Annotated in this window: 19 protein-coding genes and 1 riboswitch; of the genes, 5 read left to right on the top strand and 14 right to left on the bottom strand. The window is 43.2% G+C overall.

What is annotated here, in order from left to right; translation table 11 throughout:
- Nucleotides 1–536 precede the first annotated feature (536 nt).
- Nucleotides 537–2,168 (top strand): methionine--tRNA ligase, encoded by a 1,632-nt coding sequence (metG, locus tag LCY76_RS05900; RefSeq protein WP_248251849.1) that lies wholly within the window; start codon nucleotides 537–539, stop codon nucleotides 2,166–2,168.
- Between the two features lie 555 nt (nucleotides 2,169–2,723).
- On the opposite strand, the gene LCY76_RS05890 is transcribed toward metG, so the two are convergent.
- Nucleotides 2,724–3,161 (bottom strand): MarR family winged helix-turn-helix transcriptional regulator, encoded by a 438-nt coding sequence (locus tag LCY76_RS05890; protein WP_248251848.1) that lies wholly within the window; start codon nucleotides 3,159–3,161, stop codon nucleotides 2,724–2,726.
- Between the two features lie 172 nt (nucleotides 3,162–3,333).
- Between LCY76_RS05890 and LCY76_RS05885 the strand changes: the two genes are divergently transcribed.
- Both LCY76_RS05885 and LCY76_RS05880 read left to right on the top strand, forming a co-directional pair.
- The gene (locus LCY76_RS05885) at nucleotides 3,334–3,756 is read left to right on the top strand and encodes an organic hydroperoxide resistance protein (RefSeq protein WP_248251847.1); all 423 of its coding nucleotides are present in this window, start codon (nucleotides 3,334–3,336) and stop codon (nucleotides 3,754–3,756) included.
- Nucleotides 3,757–3,881: 125 nt separating this feature from the next.
- Nucleotides 3,882–4,172 carry a putative quinol monooxygenase gene (locus tag LCY76_RS05880; protein WP_248251846.1) on the top strand — a complete coding sequence of 97 codons (291 nt, stop codon included), beginning with the start codon at nucleotides 3,882–3,884 and terminating at the stop codon, nucleotides 4,170–4,172.
- Nucleotides 4,173–4,352: 180 nt separating this feature from the next.
- Here the strand turns inward: LCY76_RS05880 and LCY76_RS05875 are convergent, their stop codons facing one another.
- Nucleotides 4,353–4,952 carry a nitroreductase family protein gene (locus LCY76_RS05875; protein ID WP_248251845.1) on the bottom strand — a complete coding sequence of 200 codons (600 nt, stop codon included), beginning with the start codon at nucleotides 4,950–4,952 and terminating at the stop codon, nucleotides 4,353–4,355.
- Nucleotides 4,953–5,131: 179 nt separating this feature from the next.
- On the opposite strand from LCY76_RS05875, the gene LCY76_RS05870 reads away from it, so the two are divergent.
- Nucleotides 5,132–5,638, top strand: a complete 507-nt coding sequence (locus LCY76_RS05870) for a cupin domain-containing protein (RefSeq protein ID WP_248251844.1) — start codon at nucleotides 5,132–5,134, stop codon at nucleotides 5,636–5,638.
- Nucleotides 5,639–5,672: 34 nt separating this feature from the next.
- Here the strand turns inward: LCY76_RS05870 and LCY76_RS05865 are convergent, their stop codons facing one another.
- The 12 genes from LCY76_RS05865 to thiC form a co-directional block, all read right to left on the bottom strand.
- Nucleotides 5,673–6,290 carry a DUF2238 domain-containing protein gene (locus LCY76_RS05865; protein WP_248251843.1) on the bottom strand — a complete coding sequence of 206 codons (618 nt, stop codon included), beginning with the start codon at nucleotides 6,288–6,290 and terminating at the stop codon, nucleotides 5,673–5,675.
- Nucleotides 6,291–6,417: 127 nt separating this feature from the next.
- Nucleotides 6,418–6,837, bottom strand: coding sequence for a hypothetical protein (locus LCY76_RS05860; protein WP_248251842.1), 420 nt, complete (start codon nucleotides 6,835–6,837; stop codon nucleotides 6,418–6,420).
- A 78-nt stretch (nucleotides 6,838–6,915) separates the two neighbouring features.
- Nucleotides 6,916–7,887: a DMT family transporter gene (locus LCY76_RS05855; RefSeq protein WP_248251841.1), complete on the bottom strand. Its 972-nt coding sequence runs from the start codon at nucleotides 7,885–7,887 to the stop codon at nucleotides 6,916–6,918.
- A 17-nt stretch (nucleotides 7,888–7,904) separates the two neighbouring features.
- Nucleotides 7,905–8,552 (bottom strand): GntR family transcriptional regulator, encoded by a 648-nt coding sequence (locus LCY76_RS05850; protein WP_248251840.1) that lies wholly within the window; start codon nucleotides 8,550–8,552, stop codon nucleotides 7,905–7,907.
- A 69-nt stretch (nucleotides 8,553–8,621) separates the two neighbouring features.
- Nucleotides 8,622–9,083, bottom strand: a complete 462-nt coding sequence (locus tag LCY76_RS05845; RefSeq protein ID WP_248251839.1) for a GNAT family N-acetyltransferase — start codon at nucleotides 9,081–9,083, stop codon at nucleotides 8,622–8,624.
- A gap of 63 nt (nucleotides 9,084–9,146) precedes the next feature.
- Complete coding sequence (locus tag LCY76_RS05840; RefSeq protein WP_248251838.1) at nucleotides 9,147–9,602, bottom strand: hypothetical protein; 456 nt, start codon at nucleotides 9,600–9,602, stop codon at nucleotides 9,147–9,149.
- A gap of 210 nt (nucleotides 9,603–9,812) precedes the next feature.
- Nucleotides 9,813–10,256: a hypothetical protein gene (locus LCY76_RS05835; RefSeq protein ID WP_248251837.1), complete on the bottom strand. Its 444-nt coding sequence runs from the start codon at nucleotides 10,254–10,256 to the stop codon at nucleotides 9,813–9,815.
- Nucleotides 10,257–10,375: 119 nt separating this feature from the next.
- Nucleotides 10,376–11,047, bottom strand: coding sequence for a class I SAM-dependent methyltransferase (locus LCY76_RS05830; protein WP_248254603.1), 672 nt, complete (start codon nucleotides 11,045–11,047; stop codon nucleotides 10,376–10,378).
- Nucleotides 11,048–11,704: 657 nt separating this feature from the next.
- Nucleotides 11,705–12,493: an SDR family oxidoreductase gene (locus tag LCY76_RS05825; protein ID WP_248251836.1), complete on the bottom strand. Its 789-nt coding sequence runs from the start codon at nucleotides 12,491–12,493 to the stop codon at nucleotides 11,705–11,707.
- 134 nt (nucleotides 12,494–12,627) lie between these two features.
- Complete coding sequence (locus LCY76_RS05820; RefSeq protein WP_248251835.1) at nucleotides 12,628–13,383, bottom strand: sugar phosphate isomerase/epimerase family protein; 756 nt, start codon at nucleotides 13,381–13,383, stop codon at nucleotides 12,628–12,630.
- Between the two features lie 157 nt (nucleotides 13,384–13,540).
- A complete protein-coding gene (locus LCY76_RS05815) occupies nucleotides 13,541–13,918 on the bottom strand; it encodes a hypothetical protein (protein WP_248251834.1) in 378 nt (125 codons plus the stop codon).
- A gap of 283 nt (nucleotides 13,919–14,201) precedes the next feature.
- Nucleotides 14,202–15,965, bottom strand: coding sequence for a phosphomethylpyrimidine synthase ThiC (thiC, locus tag LCY76_RS05810; RefSeq protein ID WP_248251833.1), 1,764 nt, complete (start codon nucleotides 15,963–15,965; stop codon nucleotides 14,202–14,204).
- Nucleotides 15,966–16,085: 120 nt separating this feature from the next.
- A riboswitch (TPP riboswitch) is annotated at nucleotides 16,086–16,197 on the bottom strand.
- Between the two features lie 207 nt (nucleotides 16,198–16,404).
- Here thiC and LCY76_RS05805 point away from each other — a divergent pair.
- Nucleotides 16,405–17,760, top strand: a complete 1,356-nt coding sequence (locus LCY76_RS05805; protein WP_248251832.1) for a glycosyltransferase family 2 protein — start codon at nucleotides 16,405–16,407, stop codon at nucleotides 17,758–17,760.
- The last annotated feature ends 36 nt before the right edge of the window (nucleotides 17,761–17,796 follow it).

Genomic DNA, 17,796 nt, shown 5'->3' with positions numbered 1-17,796 from the left:
TTCCTCTTTTTCATTCACCTGTCTCCTCGCTATCATAATTTTCAGACAATTTTATTTTACTCTCGAGGGGACATGCAAGCAATAGACTTATTTATCTATTTTATTGTAATACTGGATATTTTTTGAATATACTTGCTATAATAATGGTTACAAAATCCTTATTCAAAAAAGCAATGATGAGAAAAGTAGAATCGTACTATTTTTACACAGAGAGCTTCGCCAGCTGAAAAGAAGCAAAAAGTCACGGTTTGAAAATGGTCTCTGAGCTCTGTCCCAAACGCTACTTTATGCAAGTAGGCGGCAGCAAGTGGTGGCACTTGTTATCAAATCCACAGTATAAGAGTGTTCTTTTTATCCACTCTGTACTTGCTGAGGTGACAGGCGAAAGCCTCTCATGAATGAAGGTGGTACCACGGGAGGATCAAATCCGTCCTTATCTATGTTTAGATATGGACGGGTTTTTTAAGTCCAAGCATGTAATCCAACAGTTTAGCCAATTCTGATACAGCTGAACTCTAAATTGAGGAGGATGACTAATGCCGATTTTTATTGGAGGAGCCTGGCCCTATGCGAATGGCTCGCTGCACACTGGACACATATCAAGTCTGCTCCCCGGAGATCTGTTAGCCCGCTATTACCGCCTAAAGAGAGAAAACGTATTATACGTTTCAGGCAGTGACTGCAACGGGACACCGATTACTATCCGGGCAAGGCAGGAAAACATTCCACCGCAGGAAGTAGCGGACCGCTTTCATACCGAATTTCAGAATTGCTTCTCCAAGCTCGGTTTCTCGTACGACTGTTACACGAGAACGGACCACCCCCAACATCATGAGGTCGTTCAGAAAATTTTTCTTACTTTATTAAACAACGGATATATCTATAAAAAAGAAATGGAGCAAGCGTATTGTGAAACCTACGATCAGTTTCTGCCTGACCGTTATGTTGAGGGTACCTGCCCCGTATGCGGAAAACAGGCGCGAGGAGATCAATGCGACTATTGTTCTGCCATCCTTGATCCTGGTGATCTGCTGGACCGGACATGTAAGCTATGCGGCCAGCCGCCCGTGTTCAAACTCACTGAGCATTTCTATTTAGCGCTTCGTCAGTTTCAGCAAAAGCTGGAAAGAGATGTTGAACGAGCAGAGCAGAAACAATCCTGGCGGCAGAATGCCATTCAGTTGACTAAGCGCTATCTACAAGAAGGATTGATCGACCGTGCCGTTTCACGTGACTTGCCTATTGGAGTAAGTATCCCGGTCGAGGGCTATGAAGACAAAAAGGTGTATGTCTGGATTGAAGCGGTGTCAGGCTATTTTTCTGCCAGCCAATTATGGTCACAGGAGACCGGCAATGATGATTCACTCTTTTGGAAGGAAGACACGATCACGTATTATATCCATGGCAAGGATAACATTCCGTTCCACACCATCATCTGGCCTGCCATCCTGCACGGAATTCAAAATCCCGCCCTTCCCCGTCACATTGTTTCGAATGAATATTTGACACTGGAGAAGAAAAAATTATCCACAAGTAAAAATTGGGCGGTCTGGGTTCCAGACATTCTGGAGAGGTACCATCCGGATTCGATCCGCTACTTCCTAACGATCAATGCACCCGAAAACCGGGATACTGATTTTTCATGGAGAGAGTTCATCTATAGCCATAACGGCGAACTGCTTGGGGCCTACGGCAATTTTGTGAACCGGACACTTAAATTTATTGAAAAATATTACGGCGGGCTCTTGCCAGAGAGTAGAGTTGACCGTATCGCAGAATCCCTTTTACCTCCTCTTTACCAAAAGACAGGCTGTTTGATTGAAGAGTCCCGTTTTAAAGAAGCACTTGAAGAAATTTTCACTTACATCCGTTCGGCGAATAAATATTTTGATGAACAGCAGCCTTGGAAACAAATTAATGGGAACCCTGCTGGCTGTGAGACAACAATGGCTACCTGTGTTGCCATTATCGCTAATCTCGCGCAGCTGCTGGAACCCTTCCTTCCTTTTTCGAGCAAAGAAGTCCAGCAGGCACTTGGAATGAAAGAATCATCGTGGAAGGTGATTTATCCGGATCGAATTCAGCTTTCAGGTGTAAAGCCACTGTTTGAGCGGATTGATATTAAACAGATCGACGAGGAACTAAAGCGCTTGGGTAATCCTTCTTGATCCTTACAAAATGAAAGGACGAAACACCCGAATCCGGGGTTCGTCCTTCTTTTTACTTTACATCACCTTTTTTTCCAACTGCCTGGCTGATTCATCCATAACCGGGCGCCTCCAGAGAATTATCCCTCCGATCAAATACAAACAAAGACATGCCAGGTCTCAAATAGGACTGGAACCAGCAGCATGACCACAGCCATTCCCCATGCATAGATCAGGAGCAGTATACGGTCACCAAACCTGTCACTCTACTTTTATAGGTCATCTCCGTATTCCTTATTAAAGTAGTTCATGAACATTTCGGACGGATCATACTTTCCTTTCAGTGCAAAGAATTCTTGTGTATGCGGATAGGCACGTTCCAGATGGCTTTGGCTGGCGAAAGAGTAATAAGGCAGATAATAGCTGCCTCCATGATCGAGTATAATTTTAATGAGCTTGCGGACTACTCTTTTAATATCAGCAGTGCCTTTCTTGCTTTTCTCCTGATTGATCAGCCAAACAAGGACAGATTAACACTTCAGTAAAAAACCCCATTCGGCTTAAACGAATGGGGTTTTACTCTTCTTCTTGAATGTTGTTCAGTATTTTACCAAGGCTTCTCTTTAAGTTTTTCAGTTCATCGTCTTCCATCTTCATGTTTTCAAGCAGGGCTCCGGGAATACATGCTGCATTCTCACGCAGACCTTCCCCTCTTTCCGTCAAGGAGACCATCACACTTCGCTCATCCTGCTTGGAACGGTTCCTCACGATCAGTCCATGAGCTTCCATTCTTTTCAGCATTGGTGTCAGGGTACCCGAATCGAGGAACAGCTTCTCACCAAGATCTTTCACGGCTAGCTCTTTCTTTTCCCATAGTACGAGCAGGACCAGGTATTGCGGGTAGGTGACATTGAGCTCCTCCAGCAATGGACGGTACTGCTTCGTGATTTCACGTGCAGCCGCATAAACCATAAAACAGATCTGGTTTTCCAGTTTCAATGGGTCGTTACTCATTTTTCTTCGCCTCCACTCACTTCATATTCCTATTTCCACTATATTTCAACCAAACATTATCGTCAAATTAAATTGTGAACAATTTAATTTTTGACAAACAAATTACTTCATGTTAAATTGATATCGAGTAATTGAATTGTGCACAATATAAATCAAAAAGGAGAGATCATTCATGGAATCTTTATACACAGCAAAAGCAACCGCAGACGGCGGACGACAAGGTAAAGTTAAATCCAGTGACAGCACTCTTGATTTTTCACTATCCATGCCAAAAGCACTTGGCGGAAAAGAAGAAACAGGTGCTACCAACCCTGAACAATTATTTGCTGCAGGTTACGCAGCCTGCTTTGACAGTGCTCTTCAGCTTGTAGCCCGCCAAGCAAGAAAACGAGTTGAATCCAGTGTTACCGCAGAAGTAAGTATCGGCAAAGATACCGATGGGGGCTTTGGTTTAGCAGTTGCTTTACATGCTTCCATTAAGGGAGCCAGCCAGGAAGAAGCCCAGCAGCTGATCGAACAGGCTCACCAAGTATGTCCATATTCTAAAGCAACCCGCGGAAACATTGAAGTGACTCTTGACGTTACAGCTGTATAATAAATGCAAGAAGCCAGTCTCATGAATCCGGGACTGGTTTTTGCTTAGGTAAATGAGATGACTTTTTACAGAGTGTCCGTTATAGTAGGTTCACTCTAACTAAACAAAAATGGGAGGAAAAAATGATGAGCCCTATCGCAGTTTCAGCCACGCTTACAGCAAAACCTGGACGTGAAGAAGAAGCGCAGAACGTACTTCTTGAAGTATTGAAGCATTCGAGAAACGAGGAAGGATGCTTACACTATAACCTTCATCAATCGCAGGATGACCCAAAAGCTTTTATGCTGTATGAATTATGGAAAAATCAGAATGCAATCGACAGTCATATTGAATCGGCACATTATCAGACTTACAGAATAAACATTGAGCCGCTGATTGATGTACGCAATGTCCAAAAATGGAATCAGATCGGTTAAAAACGGGGTGCCTGGCACCTCGTTTTTCCTGTTCATTATTCACATTTCCGTTTTAAAGCAGTGATTTTGCTGCATACATAAGGTAACAGTATTTTTAACAGAAAGGATGCATGTTTATTGTTGGATTATAAATGACACAAAAAAAAGAGACCGTCTTAAGGAGACGGTCTCTTCCTGTTTTTATTTATAGATTTTCACACGGTCTTCAAGCGGCTGGAATTCTTTTTCGCCTGGTGCTGCCACAGGCTTGCCGAATGGCATTTGAGCGATAAGCTTCCAGTTTTCTGGCACATTCCATTCTTGTTTTACTTCTTCATCAATGATTGGGTTGTAGTGCTGAAGTGATGCACCGAATCCTTCATTCTCTAGTGCAGTCCAAACGACAAATTGAAGCATTCCTGAAGAATGATTTGACCAGATTGGGAAGTTGTCTGCATAAGCTGCGAATGCTTCTTGAAGCCCTTCCACTACTTTTTGATCCTCGAAAAATAGGACGGTTCCGTATCCGCTTCCGAATGCGTTCATTTTTTCTTCTGTCGGAGCAAACTGATCTGCCGGAACGATGGCGCGAAGAGTTTCTTTCGTGATATTCCAAAGTTTATCGTGGTTTTCGCCAAGCAATACAACAACACGGGCACTTTGTGAATTAAAAGAAGATGGTGTGTATTTTACCGCATGATTGATAATTTCCTGAATTCTTTCATCAGAAACAACGGCTTCTTTACTGATTCCATAATAAGAGCGTCTCTCTTGAACCGAAGTTAAAAAATCTTTTGCCATGTTAATTTCCCTCCACTAAATGAACCATTTTTATTGTTTATTACTTTATGTAAGTTAGTATAAATAATATATTTCATTACGTCAAGTGTTGAATTTCAATAAAATAAGCGATTCATTGTGGTTAATCTTCAACCATAGCGGGAATTCATTTAAAAAGTATACTGAGGAGGCAAATCGAAATGAGTACGTATGAGGTGAAAACCTATTATTTTGAAGATGATGGATTTATCCCTAATCATCCAGATTGGCCGGTATTGTTCTATGAAGGGGTTTTGGCTGAACGATCTTACCAAGCCGAACAGATTTTTAATGAGAACAACTGGCTAAACAGCTGGCGGAACGGCATTTTCGACTATCATCATTATCACAGCAACACTCATGAGGTATTAGGTGTCATATCGGGATTTGCAACAGTTAAGATTGGTGGAAAATCCGGACAAGAGCTGCAGATTCATGCTGGTGATGTCATCGTTTTGCCAGCTGGAACCGGTCACATTAACATGGAATCCAGCGCAGATTTTCAAGTGGCTGGTGCTTACCCCAACGGAATGGATTATAATCTGATGCGCGGAGTCGACGGTGAACGCCCTGCGGCCCTAGAAGAAATACGTTATGTTCCTCTCCCTGAAAACGATCCTGTTTTCGGTACGGATGGACCTTTGCTTCAGCATTGGAACAGTAAATAAGAACAGCCCGAATCTTTGTTGATTCGGGCTGTCATTATGCCAAGGATTCAGGAGGCAGACCAGGTTCTTTCCCGCCGTCTGGTGCATCGAATTTTTGTTTTGTCCGTACCAGTGAAATGACGGCAATGATGAAGCCGCCTGACGTATCCGCAATAAGATCCACCATCGTATCGCTGTTTCCCCCGCCCTGCAGCGTCATAGCAAAGATCTGATCCATACTGAACTCATACATCTCCCAGATGACTCCGCCAAGAACGGCAAATGAAAGAACGAACCAGAAGACAAGCCATGCTGAAATATGCGTTCCTCCTTCCCGATGTACGAGCCTTTCATAAAGAGCCACTGCAACGAAAGCAAGTAAAGCTCCGCTCAGTAAATGCAGAAACGTATCCCACCAGCCCAGACCATAAAAATGAAGAATGGAACCTAAATATTGTGATGCAAAAAGAAAAGCTAAATAGGAAAGCAATATGGGCAGGTTGAACTTTAATTTAGTAAACCGGGCAAGGATAAGCGGGATGGCTCCACACAGAACTCCTCCTAATGCTACCTGATAGCTGTGAACCTCTCCTTTTGGAAAGTAATAAAAAAACAAGACCGCCATAAAAACCGTGTAGGCCAGACTGATCATAAGGACCGACTTTCGTTTCATTCATACACCTCATTTCCTGCTCATTTAAATTATTGCCACCAAATCCAGAAATATGAATGTATCCTTTCGAGAACACAAAAAAGCCTGGAATCTCACTCTTATCATTCCAGGCGTGCTTATCACGTTTTTATTGTTTTGTCGTATCGATTTGTTCACGCAGTGGCTTGACTACATTCATATCAACATCATAGGTTTTTCCTTTATAGACGACTTTTGCGTTTTCGTCTCCATCCTTGCCTGTGATCTTTACGCTTTTACTCTGAATAACAAAGCTTCCGTCTTTCTTTTCAACATGTTTGGCATCGACCATTTCTTTTTTTATCACGGGCTCAATCGTTTTTTCATATGCTGTTGATGCAGAATTCACGCCTTGTTTTCCTATGTTCATAATTTTGTCGGGGCTTACCCCAAATATGACAATAGCGATGATGGCAATAACTCCAAATATGAGGGCGGCACGCAGAGCAAGTTTAAACAATAACACAAACACGATGATTGCAAGCACCGCCAGTATGACAAGCAGCAAGTGATCTTCAATCCAAGCCATGGCAAAGTCTTCCCTTCCTCTTTTACCAATGTTAATACCCGAATGATTAATAAAGTAGACAAGGAAATAAATCCCTTTTTATGAAATGTTAGCTTTTTGCAGGCTTGAGCGTTTTTTCACCCGTGAAACATAGCTGTGAAGAATCATTCCAACCATGATTAACGCCATGCCAAGCCATGATAAAGCGGAGGGCATCGGCAAGGATAACAGCCATATTTCGCCCATTGCCGCAAAGAGGACTTCCGCAGATTGGGTCGCTTCAACAGCCGCTAACTGCTGCATGTTCCCCCTGACAAGATCCGTGGCATAAAAGAACAGCACCGTGGCGATAACGCCTGAAGAAAGAGCTACCAGGGCGGATTGAAAGGTTTGGACTGCCGTTGGAGGCCCATCGGCAAACCAGCCAATAACAGCGAGAACGATCCAGAAAGGAAGACTGGCGAGCGTCATGCCAAGTACCCGCTGATAAGCATCCAACCGGCCTCCGCATAACTCCATCATTTTTCGATTACCGAGCGGATAAGCAAACGAAGCGACTAACACAGGAAGTACTCCTAGCAGCACATCGCTGAACGAAAGTGTTCCTGCCTGCTCCATCTGCATCAGGACAATGCCAAGAAGGATGACCAACGACATGGAGAGCCCCTTAAACGGAATCTTCCCTCTTACCGATTGAAGCCCTTGTGATGTTTGAACCTGTTCCTTAAAAAAAGGAACGAGAAGTGAGCCTGAGATAATGGTAATCTGCCACGTTCCGGCGATCAGCCATCCAGGTTCATAGGCTGCAGCAAAACAGATGGGAGCATAAAATAGGCCGAAGCCCACCAAACTCCATAACAGCCAGCTTTTCGTCTGTTCTTTCATGGTCTGCATCAGCTGTCCCAAGTTTCCCCTTAACATGACAATAATCAACAGAAAGGGCACCATGAAAAAATAGCGAAGTGAAGCGCTCCAGATCCAGCTTCCTCCTGATAATTCCATTAAACGGTTTAGCACAAATGTAAAGGCAAAAAAGAAAGCTGAGCAAATACCGACGATGACAGGCCGCATGGGGTACACCTCTCTCTTCATTGTTGAATCAGCAGTTCTCCGAGACTCAGCCAGTTTACTTCCGTCAGGAGAGCCGTTTTCTCACTATCTTTTTCTATGCAGGCATCCATGATTTGTTCATGCTGCTGTATCGAATTTACCCCTTTTACGGAGCCGAATTGGGCCATTTCTAAACGGCGGATCTTAGCGGTACTTACCTCCAGCGCTTTCACCAGCTCAGGATTTCCGGCTGCTGTTAGAAACACCTGATGAAAATCCTCATCCGCTTGAATGGCGGCAATAACATTCCTTTCTTCCATAGCACATCTCAGCTTTTGATTTTGTATTTTTAATTCTTTAATATCCTTTTCCTCCAGAAGTGGAACGGCAAGTCTGGCGGCTAAAGCATGAAGTGCTGCAACGACGGTAAATGCATGGTTCGCTTCATCGTTATTTAACGGAGCGACTCTTGTCGCGGAACCCGGCATCGCTTCGACTAGTCCTTCATCTTCAAGTTTTTTTAGAGCCTCCCTTACCGGTGTCCGGCTGATGCCGAATTGCTCCGCAAGATCTTTGTCATGCAATCGTTCCTCAGGCTCCAGTTCTAATAAGAGTATTGCATTCTTTAAATGATGATACACTTCTTCTCTTAATGATAATCGTCTAATTGGTTGAATGTTTTTCATAAAACCAATATATCGCATATCAATTGATAACTCAATAAAAAAACCAGTGCAAAAGCCACTGGTTTTGTTCTATTGAATTCTTTCCCGTTTGTACACAATTTCTCCTTCATATACATCTCCCGTCGGCAGATAGCCCAGCCTCTTATACAGTACGGCTGCCTTCTGGTTCTCTTGATGGACCGTAAGCCGTGTTTCACGGGAATGAGGAAACCTCTCCTCAATCCATGAAATCATTTCAATCATCGCTCTTTTTCCATATCCCTTCCCCTGATGCTTTTCATCAATGAGAAAACCATTGATCCAATACATGTTATCACTCTGCTCTTCAAATGCATGCATGATGAATCCTACCATCATTCCTTCTGCATAGATAGCAAATGGAAGGTACTCAACATCATCGCCGTCCGGCTTAATATAGACTTTAGCCAGCGATACAGCGACAGAAGGCACGAAATGCTCCTGCTCTTTTTTCACTTTTAACAGCAGCACTTCTTCCCAGTTGCCGCGATCGACAGGTTTTAGCTCAATCATGAAGTCTCCCTTCAGCTAGTTTACTATAATGGTGCCAGGCACCCAGAATTAAGGCACCCAGAATTAGTTCTCTTGAAAAAATGATCGTACGTTGTTTAAATTGCTGGAGTACGACCCTCTTAAATTATAGAGTCTCGTCTTCAGATGATTTCTGGAAATATACTTATCATCGATGATCTCTTCCAGCTGATTTTCAATGCCCTCATACCCATCGATTATCATATAGAGCTGTTCTCGGGCGTCTTTGCGCATTTTTGGTCCCCTTCGTTCGAGGTTTATGAAATCCTCCCGGACGTTTTGTGTTTCAAACTGCATGTTCTCCAAATCCATCACACTTAAGCGGACAGGTCCTTTCGTAACCAGCCATTTTTGATTCAAGAGATCAAGGGCGTAAGGGATATAGTTGCCAACCATATCATCTTTTTTCTTTTCTTTATACCTGCGCTCAAAACTTCTTAGATCCTTCACATATTCACCGATCACGATATTGGCACCATTCAGCGTATAGGATTTTTTCACACTCAGTACTGATTAGGGAAAATACCAGCTGTTCATAAGTACGGCTAGAATAATGATGGCAGCCGCTGTTATCACGTATTTTTTCATAAACTCCGCCACTCCTGATCCTGATTGACCTATCTAATCAATTCCTTGCCCAAGTTGAATTTCCTTTTATTGTAATCATAAAAAAATATCGGCTCCGCCTAATAGGCAGAGCCGATATCGAGCTTATGCTGTTTTTCGGAACTTTCCTGAAATCCCGATCGCAAAAGAGATAATTGTTGTAATTAATAAAGCTTCTGTAATTGAGCTGAGAATCGTATTCAAAGACATAACGCTGTATATCTGTATGGAGACTCCGATCGGAACGCCAAGAAATAAAACGAAAGAGCCAAATATTGCATTTTTTAATGTAAACAGGGATGTACGGTGGGCCCAGTCCAATACTCGCAAGCTTAATACCCAGAAAATACTGATCAATGACCAGAATAACAAAATAGAAGCTATGAACGAGTGAGAAGTCAGCCCGAACAGAACGTGTTCTGAATAAAGATTGATATTCATAAAGACTTCAATTGTCTGATAAGCACCAACACCGAACAAAAGGATAAGATAGATCAAAGCGAACTCCATACCTTTATGCCCCCGGATTCTCCGTTTCAGTGAATTCATCATCTTTCCCCCAAAAAAAATGACTTAATTGTTATCATCTTATCATACAAAAAAAGTTTTAGATTTTAAACCTGTTTTTTAAAAATTTTTGCAAAATAACGTTAAATGGTAGAATTGTACTACTTTGAATTCTTTTTAAACAACGCTGTCCATAAATCCGGAACACCGAATGTTGGGCTTCCTGCACCCATCACTTTCATCCTTCTAACCTCTACTGCCGTAAAGCTCCTGAAAATAGTTTTCAGCTTTTCCTCTGTATAGCCCAATCCGCCCATCACCGATCGCGCCCGGTACACCTCCCAGTCTGAAATTTCCGAGCCTCCCAAACTGCCGCCCATCACAAAACAAGTCACCGCAAAATGGCCGCCTGGTTTTAAAGCTCGGTTTACAAGTTCCACATAGGTCAGCCTGCGATGCGGGGCAAGATGATGAAAACAGCCTGAATCATAGATGAAGTCATAGGATCCGTCCTCTATATCCAGATCAAAGATATTCTGATGAATAAAATGAATAGCTAGATTTTTTTTCAGCGCTCGTTCCTTTCCCCAGTCCAAGGCTTCTTCAGATAGGTCAACCGCATCCACCTCACAGCCTTTTTGAGCAAGATAAATCGCGTTTCTCCCCGGGCCGCAGCCTAGTTCAAGGACTCTGCCTGGTCCTAACCGGCCATTGTCGAAGTATTCAACCAAGTTTTCATCAGGCACATTATGAAAAAAAGGAATCTTTTTATTGCGGTCACGATAAAATTCATCCCAAAAGGGTACCGGATCTCTTAATAAAGAATCCAGCATGTGCAAGACATCATCTTGATTTAAAATGTTCTCTGATTGATTCAAATGATCTTCTCCCCAAACTTAGTCAAGTTACCTTCCTTATTATTTTCTATAAAAATACTAAAAATCCTTTATTTTCTATACCAAACGAACCCTGAATGCATCTTTACAATGCTGTTTAAAGCCCCAAAAGCGGCATAAACGCTATTTCAACTCCTATATAATACCCGTGTATCACAATACCGGATTTCCCCTTACAGATACCTTAAACCAACTCGAGGAGCTGGCGGTTTAAAAAAAAAAAAAAAGAGCTAGTGACAGCTCTTCTCTAAAAGCTTGTTGCTAGGCAACATTTTGTAAAAAACCTTTATTGATTGTTGATTGGAGTGCAAGGTGCGAGACTCCTCGAAAATGAACTTCACATTTTCTTCGTGCGATATAACGCTGCTGAAGCTTTCCTTGTCCTGCGGGGGAAGCGTGGCAGGTGAGACCTGCAGGCGTTATGCGCCGAGAAAGTAGGCGCTGGCGCCGGTAAGGCTCACCGCACGCTCCGCGGAAAGCGAGCAGCCTGAAACGGAAATCAACCACTCCTAAGAGCAACAAAGGTTACGAAAACAGCCTTTTTAAAAAAGAGCTAGTGACAGCTCTTCTCTTTTTGTACTCTTTCATTTTCTTTTATAGAAGTGTTTCAGCGCCGTCAATGTAGATTTCTGTTCCTGTAATATGACTGGAGCGTTCAGACGCCAGAAACAAAACGAGATCGGCGACTTGTTCAGGTTCCCCAGGCTTATGTGCAAGGGGCTGGTTTCCTTCTGGATAATTAACCGGAATCGTAATCTCCTTTACCGCTTCGGTTGCATCTGTATTTTCTCCGATGTTGGTATTAATGGCACCAGGACAAATCGCATTCACTCTTATCTTATACCGGGCAAGCTCGAGAGCAGCCATTTTCATAAAAGCAACCTGTGCTGCTTTCGATGAACTGTATGCCGCCATCCCGAATCCGTGAAACTTACGGTTTCCATTAATGGAACTCGTGATCACAATGCTTCCTCCCGCTTTTTTCATATAGGGAATAGCATGCTTAACGGCTAAAAAGGTGCCGTTTAAGTTGGTGGATATGGTGGTGTTCCATTCTTCAAGCGACAAATTTTCTATAGGAGCAAGAGTCCCGTTAATCCCGGCGTTGGCAAATAGAACATCCAGCCTCCCCCACTTCTGTACCGCTTGCTCTATTCCTCGCTGCACCTCATGAGGGTTGGAAACATCGATTTCCGCAGCCATCGCCTCCCCGCCCGAATCCTTAATCTCCCCTGCCACTTCTTCTGCTCGTTCTTCTTTTACATCCATCACACAAACCTTTAAGCCTTCCTTCCCCATGGCCAAGGCTGCTGCTCGTCCAATTCCTGAACCGCCGCCTGTAACAATGGCCACTTTTCCTTCTTCTTTCTTATATATACTCATCATGTACCTCCTCCGCTTTTTCCTATTAATATACCGGCTTATTTCGGTTTTGCTGGATAATAAAAAATGCAGAATCCTTTCCAGCCGCTCAGGCTGAGCAACTCGTTGGAGCCACTTTTTATCAAAAAGGTTTTCTAGCTTAGTAGTTCTTCAAGAACCCTGGCATTTTCTTTTGCAGTAGTGACAAGGTCTTTTTCAAAATGCTCCTGTTCCACAATGTACCATGAAACATTCAGATCATTGCCCTTTTTGATGATAGATTGTAAATCCAATTCTCCGTTTCCTAAAATCGTGCTTTGTTTTTCGGTGCCTTTTACTGCCATGTCCTTCATGTGCAAAGTAACAAGACGTTTCCCAATCCTTTCCATAAACTCAGCAGGGTCATAGCCTGAATAGGCTGCCCAATAGCAATCCAACTCAAAGGAAACCAGTGAGGGATCGGTCTCATCCAATAAAATATCGTAACCTGCAGCACCCCCATGATCAACAAACTCAAAATCATGATTGTGATACCCTAATTTCAACCCTTCGCGATTCAATAAATACCCTGCATTATTTAAAATCTCAGCTGCTCGTTTATAATCTTCTATATTCTTCCGATTTTCTTCCATCAGATATGCCAGGATTAATAAGTCGTTTCCGAGTAACTGATTGTATTCAATCTGGCGTTTGAGTGCATCTCCCTCAAGCTGATCGAGTCCGATGTGGCTGCCTGCCGGTTTTAAATCATACTCATTCAGTGCCTGCTTTAACACCTTTGCTGAAGTGTCATAATAACCGGCAAACTGTGCACCATTATACCCCCACGATGAAACTTCTTTTAGTGTGCCAATGAAATCTTTTTCACAAAGCTCTCTTATCGTGTAAAGCTGCAACCCTCTTTTATGCATTTCTAAATCCTCCCTTATTAAAAGTCTTTCACGAAACGACTCGAGATTATCTTATTAAATATTATTGCTTCATACAATATTTTTTGAAATATTCTTAAAATATAACACGCTACACAGTAAAAAACCCGTCTGCCTTTTGGCAGACGGGAATCTCACTCTAATTATGATATTGTTTGATGTCCAACGGAATGGCCAAGCGTTCTTTGGCCTTTGCATCATAGGAACGGTAATGGGAGATCACCTGATTATTTTCATCTACTCTGCATTCTAAAACCTTATGCTCATTTCCTTCTCTTGTTTCCAGAAGGAGATCAACGTTCCCCAGATGCAATGAATAAGTGTAATACGTAAGTCCGAGAAAATCGCTTCTCTCTTTATGGGTCTCAGGATGAAGCATGATGAAGGTCGCCAGGTCAGTAACCGTCATCGCCGGCTCGTTCTTGATCTTTCCGAGGATCTCCCTGAATCCATCAGAAGCTTGCCCCACTCTTTGCTCAGTCCAGTTTAATGTAGTCTGCAGCCAATTTGTACCCAATATAAATCCTCCCTGAATCTTCCTTTTCCTTATCATTGCCAAAGAGCGGTGTTTTCTATGCTTTATTTGGGTGCCAGGCACCGTTTATGCGTGTAAATGCTGTCAGGCACCACTGCTCTTTCTACAGGGAACCTGTACAGGATTTTTTCTGTATAGCTGCATCTCACACAGATGCGTACATCGGAGTCTGAGGTTTCGAGAAATACGTGGCGGCATTTTCTCTGAATCTCCTGCAGCTGCATTTCCAGCAGAGCAATTCTTTCACGAAGGATAGAAATGGTGCTCATGAATAGATATTCGAGCCATTGTCATGAAATTCCTTGGCTTTTTCCCGCATTCCTTCCTTCACATCTTTTTCCTGACCCGAAAGTTCTTGTGCAGACATATTTCTTAGATCATGTGAAATTCTCATAGAGCAGAATTTCGGTCCGCACATGGAACAAAAATGAGCGGTTTTTGCTCCTTGTGAAGGGAGGGTTTCATCGTGATAACCCCTTGCCTTCTCAGGATCCAATGAAAGATTAAACTGATCTTCCCATCTGAATTCAAATCTAGCTTTTGAGAGTGCATTATCCCTCTTCAATGCTCCTGGATGGCCTTTTGCCAAATCTGCTGCATGGGCAGCGATTTTATATGCGATCACACCCTCCCTGACATCATCCTTGTTTGGCAGCCCCAAATGTTCCTTCGGCGTCACATAGCAAAGCATCGCCGTTCCGAACCATCCAATCATAGCTGCCCCAATTGCGGAAGTGATGTGGTCGTACCCAGGCGCAATGTCTGTCGTCAGAGGTCCTAGTGTATAGAAGGGCGCCTCATGGCAGATCTCCATTTGCTTATCTACGTTCTCCTTGATCTGATGCATCGGCACATGCCCCGGCCCTTCGATCATGACCTGCACATCATGTTTCCAGGCGATCTTTGTGAGCTCTCCCAACGTTTCCAGTTCTGCAAACTGTGCCTCGTCATTGGCGTCCGCAATCGAGCCGGGCCGTAATCCATCACCCAATGAGACGGAGATGTCATACGCTTTACAGATTTCGCAGATGTCCTCGAAATGAGTATATAAAAAGTTTTCCTGATGGTAAGCGAGACACCATTGCGCCATGATGGATCCGCCCCGTGAAACGATGCCCGTGACCCGATTGATCGTTAATGGCACGTACCGCAGCAACACACCGGCATGAATCGTAAAATAATCGACTCCCTGCTCGGCCTGTTCGATGAGTGTATCACGGTAGACTTCCCAGGATAAATCCTCCGCTATCCCGTTCACTTTCTCAAGCGCCTGATAGATCGGAACGGTGCCCACAGGGACCGGAGAGTTTCTGATGATCCACTCTCTGGTCGTATGGATGTCTTTTCCTGTAGACAGATCCATGATCGTATCCGCTCCCCAGTAGGTAGCCCATGTCATTTTTTCAACCTCTTCCTCAATAGACGAAGTCACAGCAGAGTTTCCGATGTTCGCGTTGATCTTCACATGAAAGTTCTTTCCGATAATCATCGGTTCCAGTTCCAGGTGATTGATGTTGGCAGGGATGATGGCCCTCCCACTCGCCACTTCGCTTCGAACAAAATCGGCTTCAAGCCCCTCCCGGATCGCAATGAATTCCATTTCAGGCGTGATGATCCCTTTTTTCGCATAATGCATCTGAGTAACATTTCCGCTACTTTTTGCCCGCATCGGCTTAAAAGGACGAAAAACATACGACTCCTGAAACTGTTTTCTGTAGCCATTGTCTTCAGGTTTTACCGAGCGGCCTTCATATTGTTCTGTATCGTCCCGGTCTTTCACCCATTTTTTCCTCAGCAAAGGCAGGCCTTTTTTCACATCTGCCTCATATGCCGGATCGGTGTAAGGACCGCTCGTATCATAGAGTACGACAGGCGGATTCTCTTCGGCTCCTCCAGCTTTCCGTGTTTCCGAAAGACTGACTCTTCTCATTGGCACCCTGACGTCCGGACGGGATCCTGTCTTATACACCTTTGAGCTGTTTGGAAACTGTGATTTAAGCAAAACTTGATTTTCATTTTGAACGTTCATGCAACTTCCTCCTCATTTTTATAAAATTGAGTCCAAAGTTACACACAGCATAAAAAAAATCGGGTTCTAGTAAGAAGAACCCGATAGGATAGACAAAGAAAAATATACGATATGTATATATGACTTCGACTCCTACTTCCCTACGCTGGTATAACCCAGATCAGGTTCAAAGGGTCAAAGAGCTTATTCTCTCTTCTCTCAGCCCGGCTGACGGGCTCCCCTAGCAGAAAACGTATTCTGTTTTCAACGTAATCATAGCTTCTCTGCTTTTCATGCACAATCCGTCTTTTGGCACAGGTATATATTCACTGTAGTCGTTTAGCCGCCAAAATATGTATAGGCTTTCAATTGACAGAAAAGTTCAACTTGTTTGTTTGCCATTGAAAAGGTGTTTTGGTCATGATTTACTTTAACGAAGCATAAAAGGAGGTCAATCATAGTGGAATATGCAGTACTTTTTTTCTTCTCTCTTTCTATCGCTTTTCCAATCATTCATTCCTTTAACTGCCTTCCCTTATTTAAAAAAAGGAAAAAACGGTATCGGCCAAAACCGATTTTTGAAAAAAGTGTCAGTATACTCATTCCTTGTTACAATGAGGAGAAAATCATTGCAACATCCGTTGAAAACATGAAAACATTAACCTATTCTTCGTTAGATATCATTTATATTAATGACGGTTCAACTGACGCTACACTTGGAAAACTTAATGAGCTATTACAACTAAAAGAAAGCTCAAAACTCCCGCTCAATCAGCTAAAACATAAGAAAGTGATCGAATTTTACAAGTCCGAGCTTTATCCGAATATTTATGTGCTTGATAAAACGAACGGCGGAAAGGCTGATGCGCTCAATGCAGGCATTGAGTATTCTAGCAATGAACTTGTTGTAACACTTGATGCAGACACCATCATGACAGACCATTCCCTGCCGGCCATCAATGAAACTTTCGAAGAGCAAAATGTGGTCGCTGCTGGCGGCATGGTTCATGTGCTTCAGACAAAAACGAAGAATCCATCCTCAGGACTGACATTACGTGGGACGAACCTGCTGATTCGAGCACAGGCGCTTGATTTCCTCCGGGCCTTCTACATTACGAAGGTCTCCCATGCAAGGTTTGGAGCGCTCTCAATCATTTCAGGTGCATTTGGTATTTTCAGAAAGCAGGTGCTGCTCAACGTCGGCGGCTATCGGACGACGATTGGAGAAGACATCGATATCACTCTAAAGATTCAGCGCCACATTTCTGGTGATAAGAACAAAAAGGTTACTTTCATACCTGATGCCGTATGCTATACCGAGCTTCCTGAAAACCTATGGGATCTGTTCAAACAGCGGGTCCGCTGGCAAAAAGCATTCATTGACTGTGTCATTCATTTCAGATCATTCCTTGGAAAAAATCTGTTTACGAGCTCTGTTTCCTTTTTCTATATTTTTGAAGCTTTTATTTCCGGTACACTCGCGGTTTATTTTATGACCAGTATCTTTGTCGTTGACGGATTCGCCCTGCACTCGTCCGCTCTTGAATATGTACTCATCTATGTTTTGTACATCTTTATTTTCGGCCTTGTATACGATATGGTGGCCATCGGAATGGGAGAATATCATGGCTACGCTTTTCAGGAAAAAGACACATACCCCCTTTTAGCAACTATTCTTTTTGATATCTTTATTTTCAGGATAGTGACAATGGTATGTGTTGCTTATGGAAGCATCGCCTATTTCTTCAATCGGGACTGGAATAAAGTATCTAGAACAGGCCGTGAATACCAGGCAGACTCCCGTCCTGCCGCATAAATACGCTTTATCCCAAATGTGGTTTTCTTGAAAGAT

It is taken from the genome of Fictibacillus marinisediminis (assembly GCF_023149135.1).
Taxonomy (GTDB): domain Bacteria; phylum Bacillota; class Bacilli; order Bacillales; family Fictibacillaceae; genus Fictibacillus_C; species Fictibacillus_C marinisediminis.
Note: the sequence above shows the minus strand (reverse complement) of the source record. Positions and strands in the feature narration are given on the sequence as shown.